This is a genomic window from Rhizobium skierniewicense (assembly GCF_014196515.1).
GTDB lineage: Bacteria > Pseudomonadota > Alphaproteobacteria > Rhizobiales > Rhizobiaceae > Agrobacterium > Agrobacterium skierniewicense.
On record NZ_JACIDV010000013.1, the window covers coordinates 1 to 13,125 of the forward strand.

A 13,125-nucleotide genomic window follows, 5' to 3' on the forward strand; every position below is an offset into this window, starting at 1 on the left:
CTGCCCGACCGCCAAAAAAAAACGGCGGTTTTTGCGCCGTTTTTTTTTCCTGGGTCCTTGCAAGGGTTTTTGGGTCACTACCCGGCTAAAATTTGTCGCCCCCCCCCCCCCCCCCCCCCGAACACGTCGATTTCCCCAGATCAAAAATCGTTTCCTTAAAACCCCACTGCTTCGAGACACTTGACAAAACGAATCAAATGAAAGAACATAAAGCGAACAAATGGAGTTGTAGCAATGACAACAGCAGACAAAACCATTGAAAACGCTTTATCGCTTGTGGCCCAGTCGCGCAGTCTTCGCGAACGTGCATTGGAACGTCGGCGCGAATTGCAGCGCCGCACTGAGGTTATTACAGTGAAGCCGCTCTATATCTTGAAGAAAAACGGTGGGCGCCAACTATCGCTGCGACTTGATAGCTGACCGTTCTGACGATCTGCGTTTGGAGACGGAGGGACTTACAGCTTGTCGTTCCAAATTATGGTGCGCGCTAATGTCTCGCTTGTTTTCTTCATTCCTTGATGTGGCAAGACCATCAACGAAAAAATCCCGTGAGCTGTTCGGCGCACGGGATTTTCTGAAATGAGATTTTCCATGGTGTCTTTATTGCATACGTGCCAGAGCTGATTGGGGTGAGGCAGTCGCTGTTTCCGTCAGACCGGGAAGGCGGTTCGTCTTTTTCAGAATGACAGCCGGTTTTTGAGCAGCATCTGTTGGTGGTGTGATGCTGGCTGTTTTGAATTCTCGGTCCACAGGGATCGTGGAATTGATGTTCTGGCGGACGATGCTGTCGGCGAATGCGGTTTGAGCAGAAAGGCCAATGAGGGCCGTAATGATGAGAGCTGTCTTCATGTCATTCTCCCTTCGTTGATTGATTGGAATTTAATTTCAAATACCTGGCTGTTTTATTCTGTACTTTTCAATACTTTTCGAACTAGCTTTTTGCCATTTCAAGTCTATTTTTAAGCGAGCGACGGAATATCATCGCTACGTAGGTTCCTCTGAGTGGGACGATCAGAGGTTTGTATTGTGAGGCCGATGTACAATTGGCGGCCTCTAAAGTGCGACGGGTATCGGAACTGTTTTGCGACTTCATGTCACGTCTCCTTCGCGTGAATAAACGGAAGGGCAGCAGTTTAGTTCCTCGCGCAAAGCGCAAAGGTTAATATTTTCGACCGAAAGGTGTTAACAACGTTGTCACAGGCTCGTGACCCCGGCAAAGAAGCGACGCTTAGCTTTTTGATAAAAACGTTAGATATCAAAGATACCCGTTGCGACACGCACGGCGTGACCACCAATACGCGCCCGCGAAATCTCTTTTGCCTTCACATCCATCGTCAGGTGAATATGTGAGGGTCGGCCCATTTCGACACCTTGCTCAATCAGGATCGGGTAATGCCCATCCGCAAGATCATCGAAATGGTGAATTGCGCCTGAGAATGCAGCAGCAGCAGAACCTGTTGCAGGATCTTCCGAGATGCCCATGCTCGGCGAAAACATACGCGTGTGAAACTTAGCGGCGTGATTGATACCCCCACGACAATAAAGATAGGCCGATGCCAGGCGCCCCTCGACAAGAGGTGCCAGTTTCATCCACAAGGTCGGATCGAAATCAACCTCTTCCATTGCAGCGAGATTGAGCAGAGGTATCATGACAAAAGGCACCCCGGCGGTCCAAAGCGAAGGTACGTGGTTTTCAAAACCGATCTGAGATTCCGCAAGGCTGATGGCATCCGCAAGCTGTGCGATATCCAGCGGCAACGTCACGCGGGACGATTTTCTGGGCAAATCGAATTCGGCAAAACTCGGTTCACCCCGTCGAACACGGATGGCGCAGCGCACAGGTCCGACCTTCTCCTGCAGCACCGCCACCATATCCGTATCGTCTTCAGGATGATTTTGCTCGGCAATGGCGATGGCGGCACCGACAGTTGGATGACCGGCGAACGGCAATTCCTGAGCGGGTGTAAAAATCCGCAGAGACGCGGCATAGGCCGGGTTTGCTGATTGCTCGACGAAGACAGTTTCCGATAGATTCATCTCGCGGGCGATGGACTGCATGGCAACATCGTTCAAGCCGCCGTCACTGAACATCACGGCCAGTGGGTTGCCCGCCAGTTTATCGCGTGTGAAAACATCGTAGATCCTGTAACTTATCGCCACGCCCCACACCTTCCACAACCGTGTCCCTCTCTGCAAACTGCCCGACCTCACCCGCATCCGCAACCCCACTTGATGATGCAGGGATAAGAAGCTGTGGACTCTGGTCATGGCAAGCGGCACGTGGGTTGGCTGCCAACACGCGGCAATTTTAAAGCGCTTGTCCTCGCACCGTATCTTCATGTACCAAAGGCCGGTAACAGGGGTGACGGCATGTCGCGTTCAAGTCAGAAGTTGTGTTTCCTGGCGTCGACCACAGACCATGCGCAATCAGCGCGGGATGAACTCGTAGAGCACTATGGCAACGCCACCTTCGACGACGCTGACGTGATCGTTGCCCTTGGTGGTGATGGCTTCATGTTGCAGGTGTTGAACGAAACGATGAACTCCGGCAAGCGTATCTACGGCATGAACCGGGGCTCGATCGGCTTTCTGATGAACGACTACCGCTTGGAAGGTTTGCAAGATCGCATTGCAGTCGCGACCGGCAACGATTTCCATCCCCTGCGAATGACGACAATCGATGCCAATGGGAACGAATTTTCGGCGCTGGCCATGAACGAGGTCAGCCTGTTTCGTCAATCACACCAAGCTGCAAAGTTGAGGGTGGACGTTGATGGCAAAACTCGGCTGGAGGAACTGGTTTGCGATGGCATGATGGTCGCCACGCCTGCCGGATCCACCGCTTATAACTTCTCCGCTCATGGTCCGATTCTGCCTCTGGAATCACCACTTCTGGCGCTGACACCGGTCAGTGCATTTCGCCCGCGACGTTGGCGTGGAGCCCTTCTGCCAAACAAGGTAACCGTCGAAGTCCACGTCTTGGAGGGCGAAAAACGCCCCGTCAATGCGGTGGCTGACCATATTGAGGTCAAATCGGTGCAATCTGTTCGCATTGCCCAATCTCAGGATAGAACCGCAAAAATCCTGTCGGACCCGGATCGCTCGTGGTCTGACAGAGTGCTTGCAGAACAATTCACTAATTGATGAAAACCAAGATGATCAAAACATTTCTCACGACGACTTTTCTTGCCGCAAGCCTGACCTTTGCATCAGCGCAGACGGCCGATATCAGCGCCCTGCCCGCTTCTACCATCTTCGTGACCAGCAGCGGCATGTGGGAAAAAACAGCTCCACCGGATGTCAAACCGGGTGACGCGCCTGCTGAAACCAAGCCAACTGGCGAGCCTGTGCGCGGATATTACAAGGTCATCGCCATGCGCCAGTACGATGGCACGGCGAAAATCTATCTTCAGCAGATTGCTCATACGGCCAATGGTCCGAACCTTGTTGAAACCGTCGAGCTTGAAGAATTTACGCAGATGAAAGCCTATGTCACCGATATCAGACCCGAGAGCTCTACCGGCGCATCTGACGTTCCTGGCCTGTTCGTTACTGTCCATCTGAAGACCGATCCTGCTCAAAAAGATGCGGACGCGTGGACCGTGCTGATCGACGAACTCGGTGATATGAAGATCGAGAAAGCCTCCAATTAAAACACGTCCTCTGGATTGTTCAGAACCGCACCAAAATGGTGCTTCCATAGCCTTGCGCCCAGTGCACCTGATCTGTCGAGACTGGAGCCGATGGTGAGCCATGGAAGAAGCGTCGGATGCAGTCCGGCATCGAAGAAGCTGAACCCCGCAGCCAGGACACATGTATCCGCCTGAATGCCGCACACCAACACGCGATCCACGTCCAAAGACAGGAGATAGTCAACGGCTTCCGCCGGTGGCGCATAACCGTGCTTGATAAAGATACGATCTGCCTCAACCAGAGAATCATCCAATGCTCCAGGAGCCCAGCCGAGCTGGCGTTCGAAGGGCGTTATAGTTTCATTGTGCCGCTCTACGCTCGCCACACTTGGCAATTGCTGAGCAAGGTTCCGTATGTCCTGTACGAAGTCTGCGGGCGGATCAAAGCTTGGCTGGACGTCAACGATATAAAGAACCTGCTTCATGCTCACCCCCGATTAAAAAAGCCCCTCGCAACGTTCATCGCGAGAGGCTGAAAACTGACCAGTGATCGATCAACCCGTTCAGTCGATATCGGCGACCTCGACATCCGCACCGCCGCTGATGCGATGGGCAAGGGCCGCCTCCATGAATTCGTTCAATTCACCATCGAGCACATTGCTCGGCGCCGTGCTTTCAACGCCGGTGCGCAAATCCTTGACCAGTTGGTAAGGCTGCAACACGTAAGAGCGGATCTGGTGACCCCAGCCGATATCGGACTTGGACGCGGCCTGAGCGTTCGCCGCAGCTTCTCGCTTCATCAGTTCTGCCTCGTAAAGACGCGAGCGCAACATTTCCCACGCCTTGGCGCGGTTCTTGTGCTGGGAGCGCTCCTGCTGGCAGGCAACTGCGATTCCGCTTGGAATATGCGTGATGCGCACGGCCGAATCCGTCGTGTTGACATGCTGTCCGCCGGCACCCGATGAGCGATATGTATCGATGCGGCAGTCACTCTCATTGATGTCGATCTGGATCGAATCATCGACCACAGGATAGACCCAGATGGAGGAAAACGACGTGTGACGGCGCGCGTTGCTGTCATAGGGCGAGATACGAACGAGACGATGAACGCCCGATTCCGTCTTCATCCAGCCAAAGGCGTTGTGGCCCTTGACCAGAATGGTGGCGGATTTGATACCCGCCTCTTCGCCATCGTGAATTTCGAGAATCTCGACCTTGAACCCCTGGCGTTCCGCCCAACGGGTATACATGCGTAACAGCATGTTCGCCCAGTCCTGACTTTCTGTCCCACCGGCGCCGGAATGCACTTCGACATAGGTGTCGTTGCTATCGGCTTCGCCTGATAGCATCGCTTCGACCTGACGGCGGTTCGCTTCGCTCCTGAGCACCTTCAGCGCGTCTTCGGCCTCCTTGACGATGTCAGCATCGCCTTCAGCCTCGCCCATCTCGATCAACTCGATATTGTCGTTGACCTGCTGCTCGAGCAGTTTCACGCCGTTTATGGATTCGTCCAGCTGCTGGCGCTCGCGCATCAGCTTCTGCGCCTCGGTGGCGTCATTCCAGAGGTTCGGATCCTCTGCCTTGTTGTTCAACCAGTCCAGCCGTCTTATCGCCTGGTCCCAGTCAAAGATGCCTCCTCAGCAGGCTTATGGCCTGCTTGATTTCGTCGACGACGTTCACGATCTCATTGCGCATTTCGCAGATACTTCGCTTTCATGGAAATTGGCATTAAAACTGGATGGCTGAATAAAGGCGAGGGGCGCGGATGTAAAGACCGCGCCCCTCGCCTTTCAACCAAGTCGGATCAATAAAGGCCGCCACCGCCGCCGGTGATGGCCTGCTGCGCCTGCGGAGAGGCACGCAGGATGTCTTCCTGCGACATGGTGCCTTCCATACCGATGACGGAGAAGCTGCTGGCAGGACCCGTGCCTGGCTTGAAGGCCTCCATGATGGTGTCAGGTTCGCCCTCATTAGCGGCCATACCGGTCTTGCGGTTGACGGCCACGAACTGCATGCCGTTCGGCACAATGAATTTGCTCTGCGGCAAATGCTTGACCGCTTGCGCAATGAATTCGCCGAAGATCGGCGCTGCCAGAGAGCCACCGGTGCCGCCACGGCCAAGCGGTGCCGGGCTATCGAAACCGATATAGAGACCAGCAACAAGATCAGGCGTGTAGCCCACGAACCAAGCGTCTTTTTCGTCGTTTGTCGTTCCGGTCTTGCCAGCGACTGGAAGGTCGACCTTGATCTTTCCTGCGGCAGTCCCGCGCTGCACGACACCTTCAAGCATTGATGTCGTCTGATATGCGGTCATGGGATCCAGAACCTGCTCACGCTTGTCGACAATGGTCGGCTCTTCCTGATTCTGCCAGCTTGAGGCATTGCAGCCTTCGCAGCCACGGTCTTCATGACGGAAAATCGTTTTGCCGTAACGGTCCTGTATCCGGTCGATCACGGTAGGATTGATCTGCTTGCCGCCATTTGCAATCACGGAATAGGCAGACACCATGCGCATGACTGTCGTTTCACCGGAACCGAGCGACATGGCCAGCAAAGGTGGCATCTTGTCGTAAATACCGAAGCGTTCGGCATATTCAGCCACAAGATTCATGCCCATGTCCTGAGCAAGACGCACAGTCATGAGGTTTCTCGACTTTTCAATGCCAAGACGCAGTGTGGACGGACCGGCAGATTCACCGCCGTAATTTTGAGGTCGCCACACCTGGCCACCGGATACGACCTCGATGGGCGCATCCATGACCACGGATGCGGGCGTATAGCCATTATCCAGAGCGGCCGCATAAATGAACGGCTTGAAGGACGATCCCGGCTGTCGCATGGCCTGCGTCGCCCGATTGAACTCGGACTGTCCATACGAGAAGCCACCGACCATCGCCAGAACACGGCCGGTATGCGGGTCCATGACCACCATGCCACCCTGTACCTTCGGTGGCTGGCGCAGACGGTAGTCATCACCCTTGTCAGACAACGGCTCGACGTACACCACGTCACCGGTCTTCAACACGGTTGCAGGCGATTTGGCAGTCGCGCGCTGGCCCTTGGCATCGCGGAAGGCCCACTTCATGTTTTCAGGCTTGATGCGGCCACGGCTGCGCAGATCGGGATTTTCCGTGTCACCATCAGGCCGAAGCCCGATATCCACACCGTCAGAGGTGGCAGACAGGACGACGGCCATCTTCCATTCCGGCACGTCACGCAGCGGTCTCAGCTTCAATAGTGCTGCAGCCCAGTCCCCCGATGCATCGATCTGATCGACGGGACCGTGAAAACCACGACGCTCATCATAATCCAGCAGACCATCCTGAAGCGCCTTGCGGGCTTCCATTTGGATGTCGGGATCAAAGGATGTGCGAACGGAAAGGCCGCCTTCCAGCAATGCCTTTTCGCCATATTTTTCAACGATCTGTCGACGCGCTTCCTCAGAGAAATAATCGGATGCGGCGAGACGGGCTCCACCGGTGCGGATGTTGACGCCCAGTGGCTGTGTCTTGGCATCGGCAGCATCGGCCTGCGTGATGTAGCCATTCTCCGCCATGCGGTCGATGACCCAGTTACGGCGCTCTAACGCTGCCTTTTCGCGGCGCAGCGGATGATAATTCGCAGGCCCCTTTGGAAGGGCCGCCAGATAGGCCGTTTCGGCAATTGTCAGCTCTGTGACAGATTTATTGAAATAGGTCAGTGCCGCGCTGGCGATACCATAGGAGTTGAGGCCGAAGAAAATCTCGTTGAGATACAGTTCGAGGATCTTGTCCTTGCTATAGGCCTGCTCGATACGGAACGAAAGAACTGCCTCCTTGGCCTTGCGCTCCATCGTTTGTTCATTGGTCAGAAGAAAGTTTTTCGCAACCTGCTGGGTGATCGTAGAGCCGCCCTGAGTCGGCCCACCCGTCGCAAAGGCGACGGCCGCACGCGCAAAGCCCGTCACGTCGATACCGGGGTGCTGATAGAAGTTCTTGTCTTCAGCGGAAAGGAAAGCGGCTTTCACGCGGTCAGGAACCGCCTGGATCGGCAAAAACAGGCGCCGTTGCTTCGCATATTCCGCCATCAACGCGCCGTTGCCAGCATGAATGCGCGTCGTGACCGGCGGCTCGTAGCTGCTCAGAACCGCGTAATCGGGAAGATCCTTCGTGATGGTCACCAAATAGATGGCGACACCACCAGCTGCCACGAGGAACAGCATGCTGGCCAAGCCGAAGAAATATCCAATAAGTCTGATCATATTAGGCTACCGATACTTCGAATCGTAACTGGCTGCGCTCGCAGTTATAAACGCATCTTTGCATATAGCGTGCCGTTTTGCACACCGCTTCATCAATGACAAGCGCCCGTTGCGGCATTTTCAGAGATGTTATCCCGAGCCGCTTTTCTTCGCAGATGAAAAGACCAGTACATCGGAATCGAATCCAGTGTGGAGTAACGGCTTGAATGTGAGTAAAATAGGGCTTGAGCCTAACTATCGGCGCCGGAACCGATACGATCGATGTGTTTTAGCGCTGGGGTCGCTCAGATGTCACAGTCTGGTCTTGTCGTATGAATTAGCCACCATTGGCCAGGGCCTGTACCCTATACCGCGTCACAGCAGTCGCTAGCGTTTCGGCGACCTTTGCACGCCATTGTTCGTCCAATAGAAGCTTTTCGTCGTCCGGATTGGATAGAAAGCCCAGCTCCAAAAGAACCGATGGCACGTCATGAGCGCGCAGCACCTGAAAACCCGCATAGCGATGCGGATTATTGATCAAGCCCACCTGTCCCTCGAAGGAGCGGACGATGTTTTCGGCCAATGTGACCGAAAATGCCTGCGTTTCGCGGCGCGTGAGGTCGAGCAGAATATCCGCCACTTCCGGCTGCTCGTGTTGGGCCGCAACACCGGCGATCTGGTCGGACAGGTTTTCACGCTCGGCAAGGTCCTGCGCCATCCTGTCGGACGCCCGGTCGGAAATCGTGTAGACGGTCGCGCCGCGAATGCCTTTTTGCTTCAGCGTGTCCGCATGAACAGAGATGAAAAGGTTGGCATTCTGCTGCCGCGCAAGCGTTACGCGCTCCGACAGAGCCAGGAACGTATCGTCATCCCGCGTCAGAAATGCCTTGATGCCAGGAATTTTGTTGAGACGCTCCATGAGCTGTTTGGCAAATGTCAGCGTGATCACCTTCTCGTCAGTCCCACTGACCCCGCCTTTGGCACCGGCATCGATCCCGCCGTGGCCCGCATCAACGGCAATCACGAAATCAGAATGCCGGTCAGACTTTGGAGCGACATCGGGCGTAATGGATGCCGTCGTCGCAGGTGCGAGCGCTTGCCAGTTCTGATCCTTCAAAAGTTGTGCGAATTTCTGCTTCGTGGCGATTTCGGTATCGAGAACGAAACGAAAGACCTTGCCGCCGTCTTCGGCTTTCACTTCGGCAATCGCCACCTGCACAGGCTTTTTCGCTGTTAGCACCAGCCGTGCACTGCCCTCGCCCATGCTGCCGAAACGAATGTCGCTGAAAAGACCTGTCGGCGCGAGGTCCTTTGTCGGAAACGAAAAGCCGACGGCTGGGAAATCCACAACGATGCGCGCAGGCGAATCCAGATAATGAACGTCGAAATCGGGCTCTTCGTTGAAATCCATGACAATACGGGTGCGCGCCTCGTCTCCGATGATGCGCGCGGCACTGACGATGAGAGCGGGAGGGTTCGATTGCGCACTGGAGGGGGCTGACAGGGAGACAAGACCTAGGGCTGCAAGAGCAACCAGCCTGCCGATTCGCCCGATACAGACGTCAGTCCGTGAGGACACTGCCCTTTTGATGCCGGTTTTGATGGTCGCCAAAGTAAATTCCGTATGTCAGTTATTTCGACAGATATCGCCGTCGTACAAACCAAATAACCCCGTTTTTCTACCATAGAATGGACTCATTTGCGCTTGCGCGCAACAATCGCAGCGGTTGGTGAAGGAATTCTTAACTAAGACATTCCACCAACGATATGGCATATTTAGCCACCCTATTGCTATTGTGACGGATAGACCATACAACGTGAATGAGGGTTAAAAGTGTTGACGGGATAGACGCCCGCCGGCTGCCAATCGACAAAGACGCTGGCGCTGTAAATTCGGGCAATCATCTGCCGTCGCTGCATTTTTATCCTGAAACTGGATTAATTCTGGTCGTGGCCAGAACAATACCCGGTGGCATGCCACCGCACGCTCGAGGAGAGCATTTTCATCGGATCCTTCGGGGTCTATTTATTAAAGTCGTTCTCGCTTGGCCAATGATGTCGTTGCAGCAGCTTTCATATGAACCGGATACAACGAGCAGGCTTCATGCTCTGCCATGTGTTCGGATGCTGCCAGTTTACAGACGCCGGGCAGGAAACTTCATTTCCGGCACACCCTCGACCTTAGATGAAAGGCCTGTCCCTGCGGCGGGCCTGTTCTCGTATAAGACAGGGCTGCGCCGAGGAGCACAGCTTACATGGCAGACAAAATGCTTATCGACGCGTCCCATGAAGAGGAGACGCGCGTTGTAGTCGTTCGTGGAAATCGAATTGAAGAATTCGATTTCGAGTCGGAACACAAGAAACAGATCCGCGGCAATATCTATCTGGCGAAAGTCACGCGCGTGGAGCCTTCGCTTCAGGCTGCGTTTGTGGATTACGGCGGCAATCGTCACGGCTTTCTGGCTTTCGCAGAAATTCACCCGGACTATTACCAGATCCCGCTGGCCGATCGTCAGGCTTTGCTAAGAGCGGAAGCAGAGGATCATCGCCGCAATGACGACTTTGAGCCTGCGGATGCTCCCAATGAGACTTCCTCTGCGTCATCCGTGGGCGTTGATCTTTCCCAGGCTGATCAGCCAGACGTCGGTATTGTCTCGGCAACAGACGTCGCCGATGAAACGCCTGAAACCTCGGAAATCTCTGCGGAACCAGCTGTAAGCGAAACTGACGCCATCGAGTCCGTCGCGGAAGAGATACCCGCCGAAGACGAAAAGCCAAAGAAGCGAGTGCGTCGTCCACGCACGAAAAAGAAGACCGATGCGGACGACATTTCTGCCGATGCAGCCCCTTCGGATGACAGCTCCGAGGATGACGGCAGCAAGGGCGGTGAAATGGCCGCCATGGTGGACACAGACACGATCTCTGAAGAGGTTGAGGGTCTTGGCCGTCGCGATAATGACGACGATGATGACGATGACGATCATCACGAAAAGGAAGTCATCGAATCTGTTGGCGCCGAAGACGCGATGGAAGAGGTTCCAGACCGCGTGTCGCGCAAGCCACGCAAGCAATATCGCATTCAGGAAGTTATCAAGCGCCGCCAGATTCTGCTGGTGCAGGTGGCCAAGGAAGAACGCGGCAACAAGGGTGCTGCGCTGACGACCTATCTGTCGCTGGCCGGTCGGTACTCCGTCTTGATGCCAAACACAGCGCGTGGTGGTGGTATTTCGCGCAAGATCACCCAGCCGACGGACCGCAAGCGTCTGAAGGAAATCGCGCGCGATCTGGAAGTGCCGCAGGGCATGGGCGTAATCCTTCGTACGGCCGGTGCAAACCGCACTCGCGTCGAAATCAAGCGTGACTTCGAGTATCTGATGCGTCTGTGGGAAAACGTTCGCACATTGACGCTCAACTCGACCGCGCCGTGCCTCGTGTATGAAGAAGGATCGCTGATCAAGCGCTCGATCCGCGATCTCTACAACAAGGACATCAGCGAAATCATCGTATCCGGTGAAGAAGGCTATCGTGAAGCGAAAGACTTCATGAAGATGCTGATGCCGAGCCATGCCAAGGTCGTTCAGCCTTACCGCGATATTCATCCGATCTTCGCGCGCTCTGGCATCGAGGCGCAGCTGGACCGCATGTTGCAGCCGCAAGTGACCTTGAAATCCGGCGGCTATCTCATCATCAACCAGACCGAAGCGCTGGTTGCCATCGATGTGAACTCCGGTCGTTCGACCCGCGAACACTCCATCGAGGAAACCGCCGTTCAGACAAACCTTGAAGCGGCCGAAGAAGTGGCGCGTCAGTTGCGTCTTCGCGACCTTGCAGGCCTCGTCGTCGTCGACTTCATCGACATGGAAGAAAAGCGCAACAACCGCTCCGTCGAGAAAAAGCTCAAGGATTGCCTGAAGAACGACCGCGCCCGCATTCAGGTCGGCCGCATCTCACATTTCGGCCTTCTGGAAATGTCGCGTCAGCGTATTCGCGCATCTGTTCTGGAATCCACGACCCAGGTCTGCTCGCATTGCGGTGGCACGGGTCATGTGCGCTCCGAATCATCCATCGCTCTGCATGTTCTGCGCGGCGTGGAAGAATATTTGCTGCGCAACACGACGCACAACATCACGGTTCGCTGCACCCCGGATACGGCACTCTACCTGCTCAACCACAAGCGTGCGACGATTGTCGATTACGAAGCCCGTTTCGGCGTTGCGATCATCATAGCAGCCGATGAGAGCGTGGGTGCCCAGCACTTCGCAATCGATCGCGGCGAAGCCGTCGAAAACCCGGTCAAGATCGAAAGCCTCATACAGATGCTTCCGGACTTCGAGGAAGAGGAAGACGACATCATCATCGAAGCGGATGAAGATGAAGACGAGGAAGAGATCGTTGTAAAGGCTGAGAAGGCCGATGCACGTCCCGCGCAGGCCGACACCGGCGAAGATGGCAAACGCAAGCGTAAGCGCCGTCGTCGTCGTCGGGGCAAGAATGGCGGCCAGAACGGTGCCGAAGCCAATGGTGATTCGGAAGACGATACGTCGTCTGACGATCAGGACGATAATGCCGAAGACGAGTCTGATGATGACGAGGCTTCCACCTCGACACAGGAGACAGGCGACAGCGCGACATCCGACGATGGCAAGCGCAAGCGTCGCCGCCGTGGCAAACGCGGTGGACGCCGTAATCGTGACGAAAACGGCAACATCATCGATGAAGATGGCACAGAGCCTGAGACATCTGATGCTGTCGAAGATGGCGCTGCTGCCGCTGCAATAGAGGGCGTTGAAGAACCCGCTGTCGTAGAAGCAGTCAAGGCGGAAGCACCAACGCCGACGATCGAAGAAACGGAAAAGCCGAAGAAGCCACGCCGGACCCGCAAGGCCAAGGAAACAGCGCCTGAAGCAGTTGTGGAAACTCCGCCTGCTGCTCCCGCACCTGTTCCCGTCGAGACGGTGGAGCCTGTTGTGGTGGATGTTCCGGTCGCGGAAGCTGCTATCGAAGAAGCAGGAGAGGCATCTGCCGATCTGGCGACTGACACACCGGTGGAAAGCACCAAACCCATTCGTGCCAATCGTGGCGAGAACGTCTCGTCTTCCGAGCCTGTGGTCACGTCGGCATCTGGATCCAACGATGCTGCAGACAGCGATCCCTCCAAGCCTCGCAAGGGTGGTTGGTGGCAGAGGCGCGGCTTCTTCTAAGCCGGGTTGTCAACACTGAAGAACACGTCGAGGCTCCGCATGGCGGGGCCTCTTTCGTTTTATTCAGCAATTG

At 55.3% G+C, this 13,125-nt stretch carries 10 protein-coding genes; 4 read left to right on the forward strand and 6 right to left on the reverse strand.

The features are described from left to right. Window positions 1–234: 234 nt before the first annotated feature. On the forward strand, window positions 235–420 hold the full coding sequence (locus GGQ73_RS18415) for a hypothetical protein (RefSeq protein WP_174153171.1): 186 nt from the start codon (window positions 235–237) through the stop codon (window positions 418–420). A gap of 180 nt (window positions 421–600) precedes the next feature. Here GGQ73_RS18415 and GGQ73_RS18420 read toward each other — a convergent pair whose 3' ends face one another. Together GGQ73_RS18420 and GGQ73_RS18425 are read right to left on the reverse strand one after the other, a co-directional pair. Continuing rightward, complete coding sequence (locus GGQ73_RS18420; protein WP_174153170.1) at window positions 601–849, reverse strand: hypothetical protein; 249 nt, start codon at window positions 847–849, stop codon at window positions 601–603. A gap of 399 nt (window positions 850–1,248) precedes the next feature. Then, the gene (locus GGQ73_RS18425; RefSeq protein WP_183897363.1) at window positions 1,249–2,160 is read right to left on the reverse strand and encodes a PhzF family phenazine biosynthesis protein; all 912 of its coding nucleotides are present in this window, start codon (window positions 2,158–2,160) and stop codon (window positions 1,249–1,251) included. Between the two features lie 210 nt (window positions 2,161–2,370). On the opposite strand from GGQ73_RS18425, the gene GGQ73_RS18430 reads away from it, so the two are divergent. Together GGQ73_RS18430 and GGQ73_RS18435 are read left to right on the forward strand one after the other, a co-directional pair. Then, window positions 2,371–3,144 (forward strand): NAD kinase, encoded by a 774-nt coding sequence (locus GGQ73_RS18430; protein WP_183897364.1) that lies wholly within the window; start codon window positions 2,371–2,373, stop codon window positions 3,142–3,144. 11 nt (window positions 3,145–3,155) lie between these two features. Beyond that, window positions 3,156–3,653: a hypothetical protein gene (locus GGQ73_RS18435; RefSeq protein ID WP_183897365.1), complete on the forward strand. Its 498-nt coding sequence runs from the start codon at window positions 3,156–3,158 to the stop codon at window positions 3,651–3,653. On the opposite strand, the gene GGQ73_RS18440 is transcribed toward GGQ73_RS18435, so the two are convergent. The 4 genes from GGQ73_RS18440 to GGQ73_RS18455 all read right to left on the reverse strand — a co-directional run bounded on the left by GGQ73_RS18440 (window position 3,650) and on the right by GGQ73_RS18455 (window position 9,355). Continuing rightward, complete coding sequence (locus tag GGQ73_RS18440) at window positions 3,650–4,117, reverse strand: cysteine hydrolase family protein (RefSeq protein WP_183897366.1); 468 nt, start codon at window positions 4,115–4,117, stop codon at window positions 3,650–3,652. The two genes, GGQ73_RS18435 and GGQ73_RS18440, sit on opposite strands and share 4 nt — an antisense overlap. 78 nt (window positions 4,118–4,195) lie before the next feature. Further along, window positions 4,196–5,327, reverse strand: a protein-coding gene (prfB, locus tag GGQ73_RS18445) for a peptide chain release factor 2 (protein ID WP_174153165.1) whose coding sequence is annotated in 2 segments (ribosomal slippage) — window positions 4,196–5,257 and window positions 5,259–5,327 — 1,131 coding nt in all. Because the reading frame shifts where the segments join, the coding sequence is not laid out codon by codon here. A gap of 109 nt (window positions 5,328–5,436) precedes the next feature. Beyond that, a complete protein-coding gene (locus tag GGQ73_RS18450; protein ID WP_183897367.1) occupies window positions 5,437–7,872 on the reverse strand; it encodes a penicillin-binding protein 1A in 2,436 nt (811 codons plus the stop codon). A 316-nt stretch (window positions 7,873–8,188) separates the two neighbouring features. After that, window positions 8,189–9,355 carry an N-acetylmuramoyl-L-alanine amidase gene (locus tag GGQ73_RS18455; RefSeq protein WP_234911030.1) on the reverse strand — a complete coding sequence of 389 codons (1,167 nt, stop codon included), beginning with the start codon at window positions 9,353–9,355 and terminating at the stop codon, window positions 8,189–8,191. A 751-nt stretch (window positions 9,356–10,106) separates the two neighbouring features. On the opposite strand from GGQ73_RS18455, the gene GGQ73_RS18460 reads away from it, so the two are divergent. After that, on the forward strand, window positions 10,107–13,052 hold the full coding sequence (locus GGQ73_RS18460; RefSeq protein ID WP_183897368.1) for an Rne/Rng family ribonuclease: 2,946 nt from the start codon (window positions 10,107–10,109) through the stop codon (window positions 13,050–13,052). The last annotated feature ends 73 nt before the right edge of the window (window positions 13,053–13,125 follow it).